This window comes from Acidovorax delafieldii, from assembly GCF_007993815.1.
In the GTDB taxonomy this organism is placed as follows: Bacteria; Pseudomonadota; Gammaproteobacteria; order Burkholderiales; family Burkholderiaceae_C; genus Acidovorax; species Acidovorax delafieldii.
Window position 1 is genome coordinate 404063 of the sequence record NZ_VJWE01000014.1, and the last position, 18932, is coordinate 422994.

Below are 18932 nucleotides of genomic sequence, written 5' to 3' on the forward strand. Positions count from 1 at the left end.
GACCGCTTGATGACCTCCTCCACTGCCCCCAAAACCTACCGCATCGCCCTCATTGCCGGAGACGGCATTGGCAAGGAGGTGATACCCGAAGGCCTGCGCGTGGTGTTGGCCGCCGCAGAACGCTTTGGCATCGCTCTCGAAACCACCACCATCGACTGGGCCAGTTGCGACTACTACGCCGCCCACGGAAAAATGATGCCCGACGACTGGAAGGCGCAGCTGGCGGGCATGGACGCGATCTTCTTCGGTGCCGTGGGCTGGCCCGCCACCGTGCCGGACCATGTGTCGCTATGGGGTTCGCTGCTCAAGTTCCGCCGCGAGTTCGACCAGTACATCAACCTGCGCCCCGTGCGCCTGTTCGAAGGTGTACCCTGCCCCTTGGTGGGCCGCAAGCCCGGCAACATCGACTACTGCGTGGTGCGCGAGAACACCGAGGGGGAGTACACGTCACTGGGCGGCATCATGTACGAGGGCACCGACCGCGAGATCGTGATCCAGGAGTCCGTCTACTCCCGCCACGGCGCCCACCGCCTGCTGAAGTTCGCGTTCGACCTGGCGCAAAGCCGGGCCAAGAAGCATGTCACCCTGGCCACCAAAAGCAACGGCATCGCCATCAGCATGCCCTGGTGGGACCAGCGTGCCGACGATGTGGCCCAGGCCTACCCCGAGGTCACGCTGGACAAGCAGCACATCGACATCCTCACCGCCCGCTTTGTGCTGCAGCCTGGGCGCTTTGACGTGGTGGCCGCCACCAACCTGTTTGGCGACATCCTCAGCGACCTGGGCCCGGCCACCACCGGCACCATCGGCCTGGCGCCCTCCGCCAACCTGAACCCCGAGCGCACGTTCCCCAGCCTGTTCGAGCCCGTGCACGGCTCCGCGCCCGACATCTACGGCCAAAACATCGCCAACCCGATTGCGATGATCTGGTCGGGGGCGCTGATGCTGGACTTCCTCACCCACGGCCAGGGCGCGGGCAGGTTGGCACACGATGCCATCGTGGCGGCCATCGAAGAGGTGATCAAGAGCGGGCCGCGCACGCCGGACCTGGGAGGAAGCGCCAGTACAACGCAAGTGGGACAAGCCATCGCGGAGCACATTGCTGCAGCCTGATCGGTGCACGGCGTCAGGAACGCACCACTGTTTGCAACGAGCGCCCGTCACCAGCATTGAACTGCCCCAGCACGGCTGCAGCACCGGTACTGCCGAATCGATAGCTGCCCCACTCCACCCTCTGAGCAAGGCCCAATATGAAGCCCATCACTACCATCTTCTGCACCGCCGCCATCGCCTGGCTGGCCTCCAGCAACACCCATGCATGCAGCTGCAAGCTCGCCTCTGCGCAAGCAAATGCTCCACAGGCCACGGTCGTGTTCAAAGGCGTTGTGACAGAAGAGATCGTCGACCCTGCGAACAAAAACGAGTACCGAGCCCTTTTCAGGCCCACGACCATCTACAAAGGCGATCAGGCCACGGCCATCACGGTGCAAACTCGGGGCGACCAGGGAAGTTGCGGTGTGCGGTTCGCCAAGGGGTCCGAGCACATGGTGTTCGCCTTCCAATCAGGCCAACGGCTGCGCACCAGCCTGTGCAGCACCTGGCCCATCTCCAAGAGCTATGCCGGCCATACCGCCGAAGTCGAGAGCCATTTCAACCAGCGCAAGTAAGCGCCCTCAGGCCCCACACACGCCGAACGCCCCCGTTATGTCCATGACTCTGCGGGGGCACGGCGGCGAAGGCGACTGCCGGCTGACCAGCAACGAGCCATCACTCCTGAAACGATAGCTACCAGCGCATGAATTACCTGCGCTATACGCCAATTTCATTCAAATATGGCTCTCACCCCCCACCTGGGGGCACCTTGAACTGCTCGGTGACGCGCCGCTCGGCGCGCGCCGCAGCGGCAGCCCACCGATCCCTGGCGTTGCGTGCGCCCGCCACGGCCCAACGCAGCGCACGCAGAAACACGACTATGGCAATGGTTCGCACCGGTCGCTGGCGGCCCACAAGGTTTGAAGCAGAGACGGCTCTGGGGGCAGTGGCGTGGGGATGCGGGTGTTTCATGGCCCCGCAATGCTCTCGCCGGGCTTACCATCTGTAAAGTTGAATTCAATGACGATTCACTTCATAAAAGCTGATGCGTAACCTCAATCTCGATCAGTTGCAAACCCTGATCGCCATCGCCGACCTGGGCACCTTTGCGGCCGCCGCGCAGGCGTTGCACCTCGCGCCGCCCACGGTGAGCATGCACATCAAGGAACTGGAATCGCGCCTGGGCGCCGAGCTGGTGGTGCGCGGGCGGCGGCAGGCCGACCTCACCCCCGCTGGCGAGGTGCTGGTGCGCGAAGGCCGCCAGCTGCTGCTGGCCAGCGATGACCTGGTGGAACGCGTGCGGCGCCACGCATCGGGCCGCGAAGGCATGGTGCGGGTGGGAGTGTCGGCGGGTGTCAGCACCCGGCTGCTGCCACGCATGCTGGAGGCGCTGGCGGCACGCAGCCCCGGTGTAGAAATCCGCCTGGAGGCTGTGGGCTCGGCCGAGTCGATGCAGCGGCTCAAGGCCGGTACGCTGGACATTGCCATCGTCGCCAGCCCCCAGCCGCCGCTGGCAGAGGTGCGCCAGACCCCCTGGCGCAACGACCCCATGGTGGCCCTGCTGCCCGCCGCGTGGGACGCGCCAGACCGCGTCGGCCCCGACTGGCTGGCCAGCCGACGCTGGGCATCGTTTGCGCCCGCCACGCAGATGCACGGGTTGATTGCCAACTGGTTTGGTCAGGCAGGCCATCACCCACGCCCCTTTCTGGCCCTGAGCTACCCTGGCGCCCTCAAAAGCCTGGCCGTGGCCAGCCAATGCGCCGCACTGCTACCGATGGAGGAGGTGGAGGACCTGCAGGGCACGCCCGATGTCCAAATCCGCCCGCTGCAACCACCGCTCATGCGCCCCATGGCCGTGGCGCACCGCCACCAGCCACCGCCCTCGCCCGCCGTGGAGGGCGTGCTGGAGTTGCTGGCGGACTTTGCAGATTTCGCAGAGTGATGGCGGGACACACCGCGCGCCGTCACGCGGGCGGCAAGCCCTGGGCGCCCGGGGCAGGCCGAACAGAAGACCGGACAGCAAGCCGCTGCAGGTAGGGTTGCACGAACAGGTACAACCCCGTCAACAGCAGCAATGCCAGCGGCGGCAGGGGCGCGTACGTGACCCAGTCCGGCGGGTTGCCTGCACCCTGGGCGCGAGCCACAAAATTGGCGATGACGGCCAACGTGAACGCCATCGACACCCAGCGATGGAACCGCCGAATTCCCGCACCGGCGCTCATTGCACACCTCCAGCGGCGAGCTGGATCATCTTCCAGCCGTTGCCTGCCGGGTCGCGAAAGCCTGCGTCCACGTTGCCGTACCGGTCCACGGGCTCCTGTGTGAACTCCACGCCCAGGTCGCGCAGCCGGGTATACGCGCCGCGGCAGTCCGACACATGCAACACCAGCGGCGGCATGGCGCCCTTGGCCACCATGGCGCGCAGGGCTTGCGCCGTGGCCTCGTCGTGAATGGGTGGGCCGGGCCTGAACAACCCCAACTGAAAGCCCGGCTGGTCGGGGTGCTGCACCGTCAGCCAGCGGTAGGGGCCATTGCGCACATCCGTGTGCACCTGAAACCCGAGCTTGCCCACATAGAACGCGAGCGCTTCGTCCTGGTCGTCCACATACACGCCCACCACGCCAATGCCTGGGTTCTTAGTCATCAGATCTCCTTGGTTGTTGATGACGGGTTTGTACCTGCGGGCTGGCGGCGGCGCTTCTCCGAAACTGCGGTGGTGAGGTCAGGGCGTTGTGCGGCTTTCAATACGCAGGCCGGCACCTTGTCCAGTGGCTCCAAACGGGCCTGGGCCTGAAGGCGCACCGCACTGGGGCTCTGCCCCGTGATGTCGCGAAAGGTGCGGCCGAAGGTGCCCAGGCTCTCCCAGCCGGTGGCAAACGCAATCTCGGTGATGGGCAAGTCCGTGTCGCGCAGCAGCGTGGTGGCCTGTTCGATGCGGCGGGTCAGCAGGTAGCGGTGGGGCGGGATGCCAAACGCCTGCCGGAAGGATCGTGCGAAATGCGCGTCGGAGACGCCGCTGACCTCGGCCAGCCGCTGCACCGGCCAGGCTTCATGCGACGCAGCGTCCATGCGGTCCTTGGCGCGCAGCAGACGGCGCAACAGGGCCGGGTCTTGCGGCGCAATGGGGTCAGCGGTATGGCCGTTGGCTGGGGGCTTCGGGGGCACGACAGGCATTGTGGGCACAGCATATCGCCTGTCCGTCGGAATTCCTGCACCACCTGTACGGCGGCAGGCAAGACCCGCGAGAACCCGCAGGCAAAGACAAGCACTGTGAACAAAGTCACCGTCTTCGCGATGGGCCTCACCCGCCGTTAGCGCTGCAGAGACGATGGCATGGAATCATCTCGGCATCGCCCGTCGATGACCACCCGGCCATCGGCAGACCTTTCCTCAATCCTCTCGCGAATCATCATGAAGCGTCTTCTCATCCTGGGAGCCACGGGCTCCCTCGGCCGCCACGTACTGCAGCAAGCTGTTGCGGCAGGCCACCAGGTGTCAGTGCTAGTGCGCAACCCTGCCCGGCTGCCCCAGGACCTGCGATCACGCATCACGGTGCACCAGGTGGACCTGGGGTCCGTGGCAATCAGCGCCTTGGCAGACATCATCCGGGGCCACGAGGCGTTGATCAACTGTGCGGGGCTGGTCACCGAAGGTCGCGCGTTTGTCGACCTCGTGGACCGCATTGTTTCCAGCGTGGAGTCCCTGGCCCCCGCAGAGCGGCCAACCTGCTGGTTTCTAGGGGGCGCTGCGGTGCTCGACATCGGCCAGACAGGCCGCCGGGGTGTTGAACTGCCCAAGGTGCGCGACACCTATTGGCCGCACAAGAAGAACTTTGAGCGCCTGAACACCTCATCCCTCGATTGGCGCCTGCTGTGCCCGGGACCGATGGTCGACCAACCTGCGCTGGGGATCGCCCGGCTGCGCATCGCCGCGGACCAGCTGCCGGTCTCCGTGCCAGCCTTTGCGGGCAGGCTACCCAGCCCATTGATGCTGCTGCTGTTCGCATCGAAGGTGCCGCAGATGATCGTTCCCTATGCCGACGCAGCTTCTCTGATGCTGGCCCATCTCGAGCCCCGGGATGCGATGTCCCGGCACCGCGTCGGGCTCGCGCTGCCCGTGGGCATGCGCGGGAAGAAAGACACCTGGGCGGCCAAGCCCCGCAGTGCCACCTGACGAAACCCTCCATGAAAAAAGGCCCTCGCAGTCACGAGGGCCTGGGGCGGGAGAGTTGCAGAAAACCCTCATCACAACAGCAACTGGCGGTATCCGCCTGCTGCGGGCACGAAGATCAGCTGCCCGCCACCTTCATGCGGTTGACCAGGATCGAACCCACCGTCTTGGCACCATAGTTGTAGGCATCGGCACCCACGGCCTCGATGCCCTTGAGCATGTCCTTGAGGTTGCCTGCAATGGTGATCTCGTGCACTGGGTAGGCGATCTTGCCGTTCTCGACCCAGAAGCCGCTCGCGCCGCGCGAATAGTCGCCCGTGACGTAGTTCACGCCCTGGCCCATCAGCTCCACCACAAACAGGCCCGTGCCCAGCTTTTGCAGCATGGCGTCCAGGCTGTCGCTGGCTTGCGTGAGGCGCGATGTCATCACCAGGTTGTGCGAGCCTCCGGCGTTGCCCGTGGTCTTCATGCCCAGCTTGCGGGCCGAGTAGCTCGACAGGAAGTAGCCCTGCACGCGACCACCCTGCACCACCTTGCGCGGCGCCACGCGCACGCCTTCTTCGTCAAACGGCGAGCTGCCTTTGCCACCCAGGATGAAGGGGTCTTCCAGGATGTCGATGTGCTTGGGAAAAACCATCTTGCCCAGCGAGTCGAGCAAGAAGCTGCTCTTGCGGTACAGCGAGCCGCCACTGATGGCCTGCACAAAACCGCCCAGCAGGCCAGCGGCCAGGGTCGATTCAAACAGCACGGGGCATTGCGTGGTAGGGATCTTGCGGCTGCCCAGGCGGCTCAGCGCACGCTGCGCGGCGTAGCGGCCCACGGCCTCGGGCGAGGCCAGGTCGGCTGCGTTGCGCATCGAGCTGTACCAGGCGTCGCGCTGCATTTCGGCGTTCTTGCCGGGCAACGAGGCGATGGGGGCCACCGAGAAACTGTGGCGCGAGCTGGCATAGCCACCGCGAAAGCCGCGTGTGTGAGCGCTGAAGAAATGGCTTTGCTGGGCCGACACGCCAGCACCTTCGCTGTTGGTGATGCGGCGATGCGTCTTGAAAGCCGCGGCCTCACAGGCCTTGGCCATCTCTGCGGCTTCTTCGCTGGTGATGGCCCAGGGGTGGAAGAGTTGCAGGTCGCGGTGCGTCTCCTGGGGCGCGATATCGTCGGCATCGGGCAGGCCAGCCACAGGGTCTTCGGCCGTGAAGCGGGCGATGTCATAGGCCGCTTGCACGGTCTGCTCGATGGCCTGGGTAGAAAAGTCCGACGTGCTGGCGTTGCCTCGGCGGTGGCCGATGTAGACCGTCACGCCCAGCGACTTGTCACGGTTACGCTCCACGTTCTCCAGCTCACCCTTGCGCACGCTGACCGACAGGCCACAGCCCTCGGACGCCTCGGCGCCCGCGTCGGTCGCACCGAGCTTTTTGGCATGGGCCAGGGCGCGGTCCACCAGGTCTTCAAAAAACGGGCGGCTGTAGCTGAAGCCGCTGTCAGGGGTGCGGGAGGTGGCAGCTGCGGGTACAGCAGCCAGCGCGCCGGGGGTGCGCGGGGCGCGGTTGGAGGGTTTGTTCATAGCGGCAGCTATGATACTTGCCACTGCGGCGCACCCTGCGCCCGCCTCTCTTTGCCCCCACCCCATGTCACGCAAACCCAAAAAAGGCTACTTTGTGCGAGGCCAGTTCGTTGCCGAAGGCAGCGAACTGGACATTCAGCTCAAGGCCGAACTCAAAGGCACGCCCGATGCCAGCCGCACCGATCTCAAGCGCGAGAGCGACGAACTGCAGGACCTGGGCAAGGAGCTTTTGAACCTGCGCGCCGACCTGTTCGACGCCGTGGGCCTGCCCGACAAACTGGTGGAGGCGCTGGCCGAGGCCAAGCGCATCACCAACTTTGAAGGCAAGCGCCGCCAGATGCAATATGTGGGCAAGCTCATGCGCAAGCTGGAGCCCGAACTGGTGCAGGCCGCCCGCCAGGCGCTGGAAGAGCAGCACAAGGGCTCTGCCACCGAAAAGCTGCAGCTGCATCTGGCCGAGCAATGGCGCGACCGCCTGATTGCAGACGACGACACGCTGGCCGCGTGGATGGCCGAGCACCCCGACACCGACACCCAGCAGCTGCGCGCGCTGATTCGCCAGGCCCGCAAGGATGCGCAGCCTGCGGGCAAGGAGGCCAACGTCCAAATCTCGCAAGGCCTGGCGCCCCGCAAGGGCCGGGCATACCGCGAGCTGTTCCAACTGGTGCGCGAGCACCTGGGCGGCACCGGCACGGCAGATGCCAGCGACACCGACGAGGACAACGACGATGAGTGAAGCCGTCCACGACGCCGTCAAGATCGGCATCGTCTCCATCAGCGACCGCGCCAGTAGCGGCGTCTATGAAGACAAGGGCCTGCCTGCCTTGCAGGACTGGCTGACGCTTGCGCTGCACAACCACATCACCTTCGAGTCGCGCCTGATCCCCGACGAGCAGGCCGGCATCAGCGCCACGCTGATCGAGCTGGTGGACGCTGGCTGCAGCTTGGTGCTGACCACCGGCGGCACCGGCCCCGCGCTGCGCGACGTGACGCCCGAGGCCACGCTGGCCGTGGCGCACAAGGAAATGCCGGGCTTTGGCGAGCAGATGCGCCAGATCAGCCTGAAGTTTGTGCCTACCGCCATCCTCTCGCGCCAGGTCGCTGTGATCCGAGACCAGAGCCTGATCATTAATCTGCCTGGTCAGCCGAAGGCGATTGCCGAAACGCTGGAGGGGCTGAAGGACGCCAACGGCCAGCAGATCGTGCCGGGCATCTTCGCCGCCGTGCCTTACTGTGTGGACCTGATCGGCGGGCCGTACCTGGAAACGCGGGATAAGGTCTGCAAGGCGTTCCGGCCCAAAAACGCTGTCCGGCCCAAGACCGCCTGAACCGCCTGCAGGCCAGCGCTGGCCCACGGGCGAAAGCTCCCCCCATCGCCCATCACACAGACGATGAAGTACCTTGCCTTCGCCCTCCCCCATCTGCTGATAGTCGCCCTGGCTTTGTGGATGTATGTGCGCATACGCGCCATGAAACAGCGCCAGGATGCTTTGGTGAAGGACCTCAAGGGCAGGCACTACTGGCGCATCAACCTGGCCCGCCCCGCATTTTTTGGACGCTGGATGCGGCTTATGGCTTTCGAAGCCAAGGGCGTGCTGATCGACGATGGAGAAGCATTCCGCATCCGGGGGCATTGGGCCAAGACGGGCAAGGCTTTCGAGTCGTTGGTGCCCAAATCGGGGCTGAAGGTCGAGTGGCTGGGCAACCAATCCATCAAGACGGGCAACATCCACTGGGCTCGGCTGGACACCCCCAAAGGCCAGGTGCTGTTCACCGCCGATACCGGCTGGAGCGCCGGGCCGTCGCGCGAGGCCTTGTGCGACATCTTCCGCTCGGCGTTTCCCGACTATCCGCTGGACGAAGAGAACACACACGATTTCGCACTGGAGAAGAACCCTCGCAGCCTGGGCGCGACGGTGCTGTTCCTGGGCCTGATGCTGTTTGCGCTGCTCGACAGCTTTGTGTTCTCCGGCTACGAGCTGACGGATGCGCAGCTCTTCAGCATCCTGCGCTCGCCCCTGACCTGGCTGGTGGCGTCGGTGGGCATCGCAACGTTGGTGGCACTGTGCTACCGGTTCTTCGCTGCAGGGCGCATCCCCTCGCGCGAATCGATGGCGCTGGCCTTGATGCTGGGCACCGTATCGGCCGGGGCTGCCCTGCCCGTGCTCAAGCGGGTAGACCAAATGCTGGCAGGCTCAGTGTCAGAAGACCACGCATACCGCCTGTCGGGCACCTATCGGCTGGAGCCCATCGACACCACGCACGGCCTGCCGCCACTGAAGTTTCCGCGCATGCGGGACTATTGGGAGCAATGGCCCGATGGCAGCGAACACCGCATTCCGCTGATGCACGGACCGCTGGGGCTGTGGCAACTGGACCACGCAAAGTTTGATCCGCCCATCGTGGCTTTCTACGAAAAGAAGAGCAGCAAGACTGGCAAGCACTGAGCCCGCAGTGCCCCCACGCAACGGCAGGAAGCCTACTTGCCCACCAGCTCGTTGAGCTTGCCCGCCTCGAACTGCTCCTTGATCGCCGCGTCACAGGGCACGCAGTCCTTGGCCTGCAGGTTGGCGGCAGAGAGCTTTTCGATCGCCTGCCACAAGAGCGCGATCTGGTGCTCTTGTGACGAGGCGTTGTCGATCAGCCCACGCATGGCCTGCGAGAGCGGATCGTCCTCCTGCGTGATGCCGTAGGCGGTGAATTTGCGCGATGGCTGGGGTTCGGTCACGTCGGCGCTCTGGCCTTCCTTGGACCGGATGATGCGTGCCGGGATGCCCACGGCCGTGGCGCCAGCGGGCACGGGTTTGATCACCACGGCATTGCTGCCGATCTTGGCGCCGTCGCCCACTTCAAAGCCGCCCAGCACCTTGGCGCCGGCACTCACCACCACATCTTTGCCCAGCGTGGGGTGGCGCTTGGTGCCCTTGTAGAGCGAGGTACCGCCCAGGGTCACGCCCTGATAGATGGTGCAGCCATCGCCGATCTCGGCGGTTTCGCCCACCACCACGCCCATGGCGTGGTCGAAGAACACGCGCTCGCCGATCTTGGCGCCGGGATGAATCTCGATGCCGGTGAACCAGCGCGCAAAGTGCGAGATGAACCGCCCCAGCCACTTCAGGCCGTGGTGCCAGCACCAGTGCGCGGGGCGGTGCAGCCAGATCGCATGCAGGCCCGGATAACAGGTGATCACCTCCCACGTGCTGCGCGCGGCAGGATCGCGGTCGAGGATGCACTGGATATCGGAGCGCAAGCGGGCGAGCATTGGTTGTTATGGTTATTTGTAAATGGGCTGCACAGTCTATCGTTTCGCCTGCGCCGTCTCGATCATGGCTTTGGCGACACCTCTCAAGATGTGGATTTCCTCGGGGCTGAGCTGCGCGCGGTTGAAAAGCTGGTTAAGGCGGGGCATGAGCTTCTTGGGCGCGGCCGGGTCCAGGAAACCGATGGATGTGAGCGCCTGCTCCCAATGGCCCAGCATGCCCGCCACCTGGGCAGCGTCGGCCAACGCACGCGGTGGGGTGGCGTCCTGCACCGCAAAGCCGCCCAGCGCCTGGCGCCACTCGTAGGCGATCACCTGGATGGCCGCCCCCAGGTTGAGCGAGCCGAAGCCGGGGTTGGTGGGAATCGACAGCGCCACGTGGCAGCGGTACACATCCTCGTTGGTCATGCCAAACCGCTCCGAGCCAAAGAGAAAGGCCACACCGGCCTGCGGGGCCGCACTCGGGTCTGCAGCGGTGTCGTCGCCTGCGTTTTGAGGGTTTTTGGCCTCTAGCGCCAGTACTTCATGCCTGAGTAGCTCACTTTTTAATAGCGCTTCAAAGTGCGCACGCGGCGCTGCTGTAGGGGGGCCAAAATCGCGTGGCGTCATGGCCGTAGCGCACAGGTGGCTGATACCGTCGAGCGCCTCGTCCAGCGTGGCGACGATGCGTGCGTTGTTCAGCACATCGAGGGCGCCGCTGGCGCGCTGGATGGTTTCCTCGCGCCTGAGCACGTTAGCCCAGCGGGGAGCGACCAGCACCAGGTCGTCAAACCCCATGGTTTTCATGGCACGGGCGGCGGCGCCCACATTGCCGGCGTGGCTGGTGTTGATCAGGACAAAACGGGTCTTCATGGACAGGCGGAGCGAGAGGGGGAAAGCGGCCGGTTAGGCAAAAAAGGGCACTGCGGGTAAAATCCCGCCCTCTATTGTCGCCGCCCGCATCGCCGGGACGGGTCGGACCTCCCCGCTCATCCTGTACGCAGACGCCCGCGCCATCTTGGCCGCGCGCTGCCAACCACCACAATTTATGTCGTCCAATCTGCACCCCATGCTCAACGTGGCCATCAAGGCCGCACGCGCCGCCGGCGCCATCATCAACCGCGCGGCCCTGGACGTGGAATCGGTGCGGATCTCGCAAAAGCAGATCAACGACTTTGTGACCGAGGTGGATCACGCCTCCGAAAAGATCATCATCGAGACGCTGCTGACGGCCTACCCCGGCCACGGCATCCTGGCTGAAGAGTCGGGCAAGGAATACGGCGCCAAGGATTCGGAATTTGTGTGGATCATCGACCCACTGGACGGCACCACCAACTTCATCCACGGCTTCCCTGTGTACTGCGTGAGCATCGCGCTGGCCGTCAAGGGCAAGGTCGAGCAGGCTGTCGTGTACGACCCCACCCGCAACGACCTGTTCACCGCCACCAAGGGCCGCGGCGCCTACCTCAACGAGCGCCGCATCCGCGTCTCCAAGCGCACCCAGCTCAAGGACTGCCTGATCTCCACCGGCTTCCCCTTCCGCCCGGGCGACAACTTCAAGAGCTACCTGAACATGATGGCCGACGTGATGCAGCGCACCGCCGGCCTGCGCCGCCCCGGCGCCGCTGCGCTGGACCTGGCCTACGTGGCTGCGGGCTTCACCGACGGCTTCTTTGAAACGGGCCTGTCGATCTGGGACGTGGCAGCGGGCTCGCTGCTGGTGACCGAGGCCGGCGGCCTGGTGGGCAACTTCACGGGCGAGGCTGAATTTCTGGAGCAGCGGGAATGCCTGGCAGGCAACCCCCGCATCTACGGCCAGCTGGTGCCCATCCTGGGCAAGTACAGCAAGTTTGCGAGTGCTGGCGACAAGGCGGCCGTGCGCCAGGCGGCTGCGGCTGATGCGCCTGCCACCGACACCCAAGACACCAATGAAGGCGCGGAAGCAGCAGAACCAGCCGCCCCGAAGGCCGACACCGCCAAGGGCGAAGACGCGCCGTTCTAAACCCATTCCCGCACGCAGCCATGAAGCCTGGGCACGATGTGCCCTAGGCGGGTCTCGTAGCTGGACCGTTCAGCGGGCGGGGCATACACGAGGGCAGCCGCGCAAGGGCCGCCCCGCCGCGCTGGCTGCGTTCCCCTTCCCGCATTGCGCAGCAATGCGAGAGAAGGGGGAAGCGACGAAGTCGCTCAGGGGGTTGTCCGCTACGCCGGGTCGGGATATTTCTGCGCGATGCTGCGGAAGTCTTCTGCAATGTCCACAAACGCGTCCACCATGTCGGGGTCAAAGTGCGTGCCCTTGCCCCGCACGATGGTGTTACAGGCCTGGTCGTGCGAAAACGCAGGCTTGTACACGCGTTTGCTGATGAGCGCGTCGTACACGTCGGCCACCGCCATCAGGCGCGCCGACACCGGGATGGTGTCGCCCGCCAGGCCCTGCGGGTAGCCAGAGCCGTCCCACTTCTCCTGGTGGCTGTAGGCGATCTCCTTGGACACGCTCAAAAAGGCCACGCGCATGCCCAGGCGCCGCTCGGCCTCGTCAATGGCATTGCGGCCCAGCGTGGTGTGGGTCTTCATCACCTCGAACTCCTCCACCGTGAGCTTGCCGGGCTTGAGCAGAATGCTGTCGGGGATGCCGATCTTGCCGATGTCGTGCAACGGGGCCGACTTGTACAGCAGCTCAATCATGCGGTCGTTCAGCACATGCTCAAAACGCGGGTGGTGGCGCAGGCGCTCGGCCAGGGTCTTCACATACAACTGGGTGCGGCGGATGTGGTTGCCGGTCTCGTTGTCGCGCGTTTCGGCCAGGGAGGTCATGGCCATGATGGTCACGTCCTGGATGGCCTGCACCTCCAGCGTGCGCATGGCGACCTCCCGTTCCAGGTAGGCGCTTTTGTCGCGCAGAAAATCGGCCGTGGCCTTGAGCGCCAGGTGCGTGTTGACGCGCGCGAGCAGTATCGGCGGACTGATGGGTTTGGTGATGTAGTCCACAGCACCCAGGGCCAGTCCCATGCGCTCGTCGTCGGTGTCGGAACGCGCCGTCAGGAAGATCACCGGGATGTCGCGGGTGGCAGGCGCCTCCTTGAGGCGACGACAGACCTCGTAGCCATCCACCTCGGGCATCATGATGTCCAGCAGGATCAGATCGGGCGGCGTGGCCGACTGGGCAATCTTGAGGGCCTTCTCCCCATGGTTGGCCACCTTCACCACATAGTGCTCGCGCAGCAGGCTGCCCATGAGCGTGAGGTTCTCGGGCGTGTCGTCCACCACGAGCACGGTGGCAATCGGCTTGTCAACCAAGGTCGCCGGGCTGGAGGCAAAAGGCGCGTTGTCCATGCAAATGTCCTGCGTGAATGCCGTTCAGGGGGTTTCGAGGGCCGGGGATTCAGAGCCTGGCACCGCAGCCAGGGCTTCCAGCGCCTGCTCGAAATCGAAATTCAGGGTGTGCTTTTCAACGACCTGGAAGGCGCTACCCAGCGCCGCCTTGAGCACCACACCATTGTGTTGGAAAAATTCAGTGGCTGCAGGATCGTCCTGCTCCAGCAGGCGGCGCAAATGCCGCCCTGCCTCGGCGGGCGTCATGCCGGCTCCTGGCGCCCTCGCAGGGGGCGCCAAACCTGATTCAGGTGTTGTGCCCGCCTGCACGGCCTGCAGCACCCAGTCCTGCAGCCCGTGCAGCAAGGGCTGCAGCGCAGCCCGCAGCTCAGCCAGCAGCGGCACGATGGCCTCGTTGCCATGGCGAAAGCGCAGCGCATGCTCCAGCGCCTGTGCGCGGTCTGACACGGCCTGTGCGCCAATGTTGGCTGCCACCGACCGCAGCGTGTGGGCCAGGCGCTCGGCCAGTGCGACATCGTGCACCGCCAGCGCACGCTGCAGCTCCGGCAACACCGGAGCCTGCCCTTGCACAAAGCGGCGCAGCATCTCGGCGTACAACCCTGTCTTGCCCAGCGCGCGCTGCAGGCCCAGTTGGGTGTCCAGCCCCGGCAGATCAGGGACATCCACCGGCAGCCACCCTGCGGCCGCAGCACTGGTGGCCGCTACCGGCGCGGCCACTGGAGCCGCACTGCTGCGAGCGGGCACAACCGCCGCACCGAGACCCTGACGGGGGCGGATCCAGCGTGCCAGCGCGGCCCACAGGGCCGCAGGTTCGATGGGCTTGGCAACATGGTCGTTCATGCCCGCCGCAAAGCAGCGCTGGCGGTCCGCCTCCATGGCGTTGGCCGTCATGGCGATGATGGGCAACTGCGCGTAGCGCGGGTGGCCGCGCAGCAGTCGTGTGGCCGTCTCGCCATCCATGATGGGCATCTGCATGTCCATCAGCACGGCGTCGTAGTGCTTGCGCTCGATGTGGTCGATGGCGATCTGCCCGTTCTCGGCCACGTCGACGGCAAAGCCCGCTTCCAGCAGCAGCTCCATGGCCACCATCTGGTTGAGTTCGTTGTCCTCGACCAGCAGCACGCTGGCGCCCCGGATGTCCAGCGGCAGCTCGTCGGCAGCGGGGGCGGGAGTGGCCGCACGGCGCCCCTCCGTGCCCGATGCCTCCAGCGGCTGCATCAGGGTGTCGAACAGCAGCGAGGCATTCACGGGCTTGATGAGCACGGTTTCGATGCCCTGCGCACGCGCGGCCCGCATCACGTCTTCGCGCCCGTAGGCCGTGACCATCAGCATCTGCGGCACCTTGGGCATGCCCAGGCTGCGAATGTGGCCCGCCAGCTCCACGCCGTCCATGCCTGGCATGTGCCAGTCCAGCAGCAACAGGCCAAACGGCTGGTGCTGTGCCATGGACTCGCGCAGCCGGTCCAGCGCCTCCAGGCCCGAATGCGCCTGCTCCACCACAAAGCCCATCGCCTGCAGCATGTCGGACAGCACCGTGGCAGCTGTATGGTTGTCGTCCACCACCAGCACCCGGGTGCCCCGCAGGTCGGGCGGAGGTAGCAGCACACGCGCCGCTGCACCACGCTCCAGCGGCACCGACACCCAGAAGGTGGAGCCCTTGCCGAAACGGCTCTCCACGCCCACCTCTCCGCCCATCAGCTCTGCCAGGCTCTTGCAGATCGCCAGCCCCAGGCCCGTGCCACCATAACGGCGCGTGGTCGAGGTGTCGGCTTGCTGGAAGCTCTGGAACAAGCGCCCCATCTGCTCGTCCGTGAGCCCGATGCCGGTGTCGCGCACCTCGAAACGCAGCCGGACCTGGTTGCCCATCTCCTCCAGCAAGCGCACGGCAATGCTGATCTCTCCGGATTCGGTGAACTTGATGGCGTTGTTGGCGTAGTTGATGAGGATCTGGCCCAGACGCAGCGCATCGCCCACGAGGTTAGGGGGCACATCGCTGGCTACATCGCAGACCAGCTCCAGCCCCTTGGCACCGGCCTTGTAGCCCACCACATCGGACACGCTCTCCAGCATGCGGTCGAGCAGGAACGGCTGACGCTCCACCACCAGCTTGCCCGCCTCGATCTTGGAGAAGTCCAGGATGTCGTTGATGACCCCCAGCAGGTGCTGGCCTGCCTGCTGGATCTTGCTCACGTAATCGTGCTGGCGTGGACTCAGGCCCGACTTGAGTGCCAGGTGCGACATGCCGATGATCGCGTTCATGGGCGTGCGGATCTCGTGGCTCATGTTGGCCAGGAAGTTGGACTTGAGCGCGGTGGACTCCTCGGCCAACTCCTTGGCACGGCGCAGCTCCTGTTCAGCACGCTGGCGGTCGGTGATGTCCACGAACGTACCAATGGTGCCGCCGGGTGTGCCATCGGGGCGCGCAAAGCCATGCAGCCAGAACAGCGTATGGTGCAGCTCGCCGTCGGCATAAGGCAAATCGACCTCGCGGTGCACCTTGCGCTCGCCCTCCATGGCCTGTATCGCGTCCTGCTCGAAGCGCGTGCGGGTCTCCTGCGGCAGATAGTCCAGATCCATCACTGTCTTGCCGATGAGCGCCTCGCGCGAAACGCCAAAGGCGTGCTCATAAGCGCGGTTCACGCCGATGTAGCGCCCGTCCGCGCCCTTGTAGAAAAGGGGCACCGGGATGGCGTCGATCAACGCCTGCTGGAAATCGAGCTGCCCGGCCACCTGCTCCTCCAGGAGCTTCTGGTCGTGGATGTCCACATTGACGCCCACCACCCGCACCGGCTGGCCCTGGGCGTTGCGGAAAATGCGCGCGGCCTCCAGAAACCAGCGCACCTCGCCATCGGGGCGCACGATGCGCCAGGAGTCGCGCAGGTAGTCCTCGGTGCCTGCAAGGCAACTGTCGAAATAAGCGCTTGCCTGGTCGCGGTCTTCCGGGTGCAGGCAGTTGAGCCAGAAGTCGCGGCCATCGGGCTGGGTTCCAGGGGGCAGGCCCATCATCTGGGCCAGCTTGTCCGACCAGAGGATCTCGCCGGTAACCAGGTTCAGGTCGAACACCCCGATCTTGCCCGCTTCCTGCGCCAGCTCCAGGCGTTCCTGGGCCTGCTGGATCACGCGCTCGGCACGCCGCTGCTCGCTGACATCTTCAATGACCCAGATCGAGGCGGTGCCGAAGTCGTCCATCTTCACGCTGCGGCCCGCCAGGCGCGCCTCGAACTGGCTGCCATCCAGCCTGCACAGGGTAGCGGTCTCGCGCAAGGCCTGGCCCGAGGCCAGTGCCGGCGTGACGCGGGCAGTGAACAGGTCGGCATGGCCCGTCCCGCCAAACAGCACCGACACCCCCAGACCCAGCAGCTGTGATGCGGTGCCGCCCATGAGATCCACAAACGCCGGGTTGAACTGGCGGAACTGCCCGTCGCACACCATCACGATGGGCGGTGCGTTGTCGAAGATGGCAGTTTGCTGTTCCAGCAGCTCGTTGAGCAGGCGTTCTCGACGCTCCAGCTCCTTTTGCGCCTGGATGCGTTCGGACACGTCCTCGTGAAGGCCCACGATGCCGATGCGCTTGCCCCGCCCATCAAACACGGGCGATAGCGTGGCCTCGTCGTGGTAGATGCTCCCGTCCTTGCGCCGGTTGACGAACTGGCCCTGCCAGGACTTGCCCGACAGCAGCGCGGACCACATCAGCTGGTAGGTCTGCGCGGGCGTTTGTCCGCTGGCCACCAGCGATGGCTTTTTGCCACGCACCTCGTCCAGCGAATAGCCCGTGTTGCGCTCGTACTGGGGGTTGACCCAGTCGATACGGCCGTCGCCATCGGTGATGACCACGGACACCGGGCTGCTCTCCAGCGCCGTACCCAGCACCCTGAATCGCTCCAGTGCACTGGCCACCCGGGCACGGCTGCGCAGCAAGTCCAGCAGCAGCAGGCCCAGAAGGCACAGCAGCACAAAGGCCACCGCCCCAATGCGCGCGCGCTGCGTCGACGACATCAAGGCGCTGATATCGTCCAGCGCCACCAGCTGCCACTCGCCCCCCGGGTCGTGCCAGTCAATGGCCCGGCGTTCGACAGCGTAGGTCACGCCGTTGATCTGGACATCTCCGGTATCGGCCGCAAAGGGCAACGCCGAAGCCACGCCATTGTCGAAATGCCGGCCGAACTGGCGTGTGGCGCGGATGGCATCGATACGCGCCTGCGTGAGCGGCGGCGCTACCGCGAACTGCCATTCGGGGCGCGTGGCGGCAAACGCCACGCCCTGCGGCGACAGCAGCACCATGGGCAAGCCCGCGCGCTTGAGCAGCAGGTCCACCGGCTCAAAACCCACCTTGAACATCACCACGCCGATGATGCTGCTCGATGGCGTGTCGCTTTCATAGAGTGGCGCTGCGTAGTACAGCCCACGCTCCTGGGTATTGCTGCCAATGGCGGCATACACACTGTTGGCGCCCTGGATGGCCTGCTGGAAGTACGGGCGGAATGCAAGGTTCAGCCCCGTGGATCGTTCGCCAGGGGTCTCGTGCGCTACCACGGTGCCATCGGCAGACATTACGTACACGCCTTGCACCAGAAAGCGCCCGCGCGCCACGGCCAGGCGGGACAGTGCCTCGGGGTGGTCAGGGGGCAAACGGCCCAGCGCCATATCCTTGAGCAAAGGCTCGCTCAGGCCCATCAGCGATACCGCACCGAGCATGGAGCCGCCAGTGGTCTGGGCTTGCAGGGCATCTGCCGTCTGGTGCAACACGCGTGAACGCTCGGTCGCCCGCTCGCCCGCTCGCCAGTGCTGTGCACCCTGCACCACCAGCACTGCGGCGATCAATGCCAGGGCCACCACCACCAGCAGGCCACGGATGCCGGGGGCGTTACGGTCCACAAGCTTGTCAAACCACATGCCTACGCCCTTGCCACGCAGGCCAGCCACACCGCAGACGTACCGTCAACCAGCGGGATACAGCAATGCATCGATAGCCTCCGCCGGCCCCGGCCTTCCAAACAGATACCCCTGGAACCCCTCGCACCCGTGCAGCCTCAGGAACGACAGCTGCCCCGTCGTCTCCACCCCCTCCGCCACCACCTCCAAATCCAGGCTCTTGGCCAGCGCCAGGATCGTCCGAACAATCGCCGCGTCGTTCGGGTCCGTCAGCACGTCCCGCACGAAGCTCTGGTCGATCTTCACCTGGTCCAGCGGCAGGCGCTTGAGGTAACACAGGCACGAATAGCCGGTGCCGAAGTCATCGAGCGCAAACCCCACGCCTTCGCTCTTGAGCTGCACCATGCGCGCGATGGTGTCTTCGATGTCGCCCAGCAGCAGGCTTTCGGTGAGTTCGAGCTTGAGTTGCCGGGGGTCTGCGTTGTGGTTCTTCAAGGTTTGCAGCACTTCGGCCACGAAGCCGGGTTGCCGGAATTGGCGGGCGCTGACGTTGACGGAGATGGACAGGTGGGCGGTGTCTGGGTGCTGGCTCCAGCGCTGCAGTTGTTCGCAGGCGGTCTGGAGCACGTATTGGCCCAGCGGGAGGATGAGGCCGGTCTGTTCTGC

Annotated in this window: 17 protein-coding genes; 8 read left to right on the top strand and 9 right to left on the bottom strand. The window is 65.4% G+C overall.

Translation table 11 applies throughout. The annotated features are described in order from the left end of the window. The first annotated feature begins 9 nt into the window (after window positions 1-9). From ATF69_RS15830 to ATF69_RS15840, 3 genes are all read left to right on the top strand, one after another. Window positions 10-1113 carry a tartrate dehydrogenase gene (locus tag ATF69_RS15830; protein WP_146871549.1) on the top strand — a complete coding sequence of 368 codons (1104 nt, stop codon included), beginning with the start codon at window positions 10-12 and terminating at the stop codon, window positions 1111-1113. Window positions 1114-1250: 137 nt separating this feature from the next. Then, the gene (locus tag ATF69_RS15835) at window positions 1251-1667 is read left to right on the top strand and encodes a hypothetical protein (protein ID WP_146871550.1); all 417 of its coding nucleotides are present in this window, start codon (window positions 1251-1253) and stop codon (window positions 1665-1667) included. Between the two features lie 470 nt (window positions 1668-2137). Then, window positions 2138-3034 (top strand): LysR family transcriptional regulator, encoded by an 897-nt coding sequence (locus ATF69_RS15840; protein WP_099730850.1) that lies wholly within the window; start codon window positions 2138-2140, stop codon window positions 3032-3034. 22 nt (window positions 3035-3056) lie between these two features. Here the strand turns inward: ATF69_RS15840 and ATF69_RS15845 are convergent, their stop codons facing one another. From ATF69_RS15845 to ATF69_RS15855, 3 genes are read right to left on the bottom strand one after another with little or no spacing between them, the layout of a single operon-like run. Next, the gene (locus tag ATF69_RS15845) at window positions 3057-3314 is read right to left on the bottom strand and encodes a hypothetical protein (protein WP_146871551.1); all 258 of its coding nucleotides are present in this window, start codon (window positions 3312-3314) and stop codon (window positions 3057-3059) included. Further along, a complete protein-coding gene (locus ATF69_RS15850; protein WP_146871552.1) occupies window positions 3311-3736 on the bottom strand; it encodes a VOC family protein in 426 nt (141 codons plus the stop codon). The genes ATF69_RS15845 and ATF69_RS15850 overlap by 4 nt, the downstream gene beginning before the upstream one ends. Continuing rightward, entirely contained in the window at window positions 3736-4266 is a 531-nt protein-coding gene (locus ATF69_RS15855; RefSeq protein ID WP_146871553.1) for a helix-turn-helix domain-containing protein, read from the bottom strand. Before ATF69_RS15855 ends, ATF69_RS15850 begins: the two co-directional genes overlap by 1 nt. A 237-nt stretch (window positions 4267-4503) precedes the next feature. Between ATF69_RS15855 and ATF69_RS15860 the strand changes: the two genes are divergently transcribed. Further along, window positions 4504-5265 carry an NAD(P)-dependent oxidoreductase gene (locus tag ATF69_RS15860; RefSeq protein WP_056058204.1) on the top strand — a complete coding sequence of 254 codons (762 nt, stop codon included), beginning with the start codon at window positions 4504-4506 and terminating at the stop codon, window positions 5263-5265. A gap of 115 nt (window positions 5266-5380) precedes the next feature. On the opposite strand, the gene pmbA is transcribed toward ATF69_RS15860, so the two are convergent. Next, window positions 5381-6823, bottom strand: coding sequence for a metalloprotease PmbA (gene pmbA / locus ATF69_RS15865; RefSeq protein WP_146871554.1), 1443 nt, complete (start codon window positions 6821-6823; stop codon window positions 5381-5383). Window positions 6824-6887: 64 nt separating this feature from the next. Here pmbA and yjgA point away from each other — a divergent pair, with 64 nt between their 5' ends. From yjgA to ATF69_RS15880, 3 genes are all read left to right on the top strand, one after another. Then, complete coding sequence (gene yjgA, locus ATF69_RS15870; protein WP_146871555.1) at window positions 6888-7559, top strand: ribosome biogenesis factor YjgA; 672 nt, start codon at window positions 6888-6890, stop codon at window positions 7557-7559. Then, window positions 7552-8151, top strand: a complete 600-nt coding sequence (gene mog / locus ATF69_RS15875; RefSeq protein WP_146871556.1) for a molybdopterin adenylyltransferase — start codon at window positions 7552-7554, stop codon at window positions 8149-8151. Before yjgA ends, mog begins: the two co-directional genes overlap by 8 nt. Before the next feature lie 63 nt (window positions 8152-8214). Continuing rightward, entirely contained in the window at window positions 8215-9270 is a 1056-nt protein-coding gene (locus ATF69_RS15880; RefSeq protein ID WP_146871557.1) for a hypothetical protein, read from the top strand. 32 nt (window positions 9271-9302) lie between these two features. On the opposite strand, the gene cysE is transcribed toward ATF69_RS15880, so the two are convergent. Both cysE and ATF69_RS15890 read right to left on the bottom strand, forming a co-directional pair. Then, complete coding sequence (gene cysE / locus ATF69_RS15885) at window positions 9303-10085, bottom strand: serine O-acetyltransferase (protein WP_146871558.1); 783 nt, start codon at window positions 10083-10085, stop codon at window positions 9303-9305. 36 nt (window positions 10086-10121) lie between these two features. Continuing rightward, the gene (locus ATF69_RS15890; RefSeq protein ID WP_108499436.1) at window positions 10122-10934 is read right to left on the bottom strand and encodes an RNA methyltransferase; all 813 of its coding nucleotides are present in this window, start codon (window positions 10932-10934) and stop codon (window positions 10122-10124) included. Between the two features lie 175 nt (window positions 10935-11109). Here ATF69_RS15890 and ATF69_RS15895 point away from each other — a divergent pair, with 175 nt between their 5' ends. After that, the gene (locus tag ATF69_RS15895) at window positions 11110-12063 is read left to right on the top strand and encodes an inositol monophosphatase family protein (RefSeq protein WP_146871559.1); all 954 of its coding nucleotides are present in this window, start codon (window positions 11110-11112) and stop codon (window positions 12061-12063) included. 200 nt (window positions 12064-12263) lie between these two features. On the opposite strand, the gene ATF69_RS15905 is transcribed toward ATF69_RS15895, so the two are convergent. From ATF69_RS15905 to ATF69_RS15915, 3 genes are all read right to left on the bottom strand, one after another. Next, window positions 12264-13394, bottom strand: a complete 1131-nt coding sequence (locus tag ATF69_RS15905; RefSeq protein WP_146871561.1) for a response regulator — start codon at window positions 13392-13394, stop codon at window positions 12264-12266. A gap of 24 nt (window positions 13395-13418) precedes the next feature. Continuing rightward, window positions 13419-18287: a PAS domain S-box protein gene (locus tag ATF69_RS15910; protein WP_146871562.1), complete on the bottom strand. Its 4869-nt coding sequence runs from the start codon at window positions 18285-18287 to the stop codon at window positions 13419-13421. Between the two features lie 45 nt (window positions 18288-18332). After that, a partial coding sequence (locus tag ATF69_RS15915; RefSeq protein WP_146871563.1) for an EAL domain-containing protein occupies window positions 18333-18932 on the bottom strand: 600 nt, incomplete at its 5' end.

Excerpts from the sequence above, each read along its gene's own strand:
- ATF69_RS15830 (WP_146871549.1), top strand. The coding sequence starts at position 10 with ATGACCTCCTCCACTGCCCCCAAAACCTACCGCATCGCCCTCATTGCC.
- ATF69_RS15835 (WP_146871550.1), top strand. The coding sequence starts at position 1,251 with ATGAAGCCCATCACTACCATCTTCTGCACCGCCGCCATCGCCTGGCTG.
- ATF69_RS15840 (WP_099730850.1), top strand. The coding sequence starts at position 2,138 with ATGCGTAACCTCAATCTCGATCAGTTGCAAACCCTGATCGCCATCGCC.
- ATF69_RS15845 (WP_146871551.1), bottom strand. The coding sequence starts at position 3,314 with ATGAGCGCCGGTGCGGGAATTCGGCGGTTCCATCGCTGGGTGTCGATG.
- ATF69_RS15850 (WP_146871552.1), bottom strand. The coding sequence starts at position 3,736 with ATGACTAAGAACCCAGGCATTGGCGTGGTGGGCGTGTATGTGGACGAC.
- ATF69_RS15855 (WP_146871553.1), bottom strand. The coding sequence starts at position 4,266 with ATGCCTGTCGTGCCCCCGAAGCCCCCAGCCAACGGCCATACCGCTGAC.
- ATF69_RS15860 (WP_056058204.1), top strand. The coding sequence starts at position 4,504 with ATGAAGCGTCTTCTCATCCTGGGAGCCACGGGCTCCCTCGGCCGCCAC.
- pmbA (WP_146871554.1), bottom strand. The coding sequence starts at position 6,823 with ATGAACAAACCCTCCAACCGCGCCCCGCGCACCCCCGGCGCGCTGGCT.
- yjgA (WP_146871555.1), top strand. The coding sequence starts at position 6,888 with ATGTCACGCAAACCCAAAAAAGGCTACTTTGTGCGAGGCCAGTTCGTT.
- mog (WP_146871556.1), top strand. The coding sequence starts at position 7,552 with ATGAGTGAAGCCGTCCACGACGCCGTCAAGATCGGCATCGTCTCCATC.
- ATF69_RS15880 (WP_146871557.1), top strand. The coding sequence starts at position 8,215 with ATGAAGTACCTTGCCTTCGCCCTCCCCCATCTGCTGATAGTCGCCCTG.
- cysE (WP_146871558.1), bottom strand. The coding sequence starts at position 10,085 with ATGCTCGCCCGCTTGCGCTCCGATATCCAGTGCATCCTCGACCGCGAT.
- ATF69_RS15890 (WP_108499436.1), bottom strand. The coding sequence starts at position 10,934 with ATGAAGACCCGTTTTGTCCTGATCAACACCAGCCACGCCGGCAATGTG.
- ATF69_RS15895 (WP_146871559.1), top strand. The coding sequence starts at position 11,110 with ATGTCGTCCAATCTGCACCCCATGCTCAACGTGGCCATCAAGGCCGCA.
- ATF69_RS15905 (WP_146871561.1), bottom strand. The coding sequence starts at position 13,394 with ATGGACAACGCGCCTTTTGCCTCCAGCCCGGCGACCTTGGTTGACAAG.
- ATF69_RS15910 (WP_146871562.1), bottom strand. The coding sequence starts at position 18,287 with ATGTGGTTTGACAAGCTTGTGGACCGTAACGCCCCCGGCATCCGTGGC.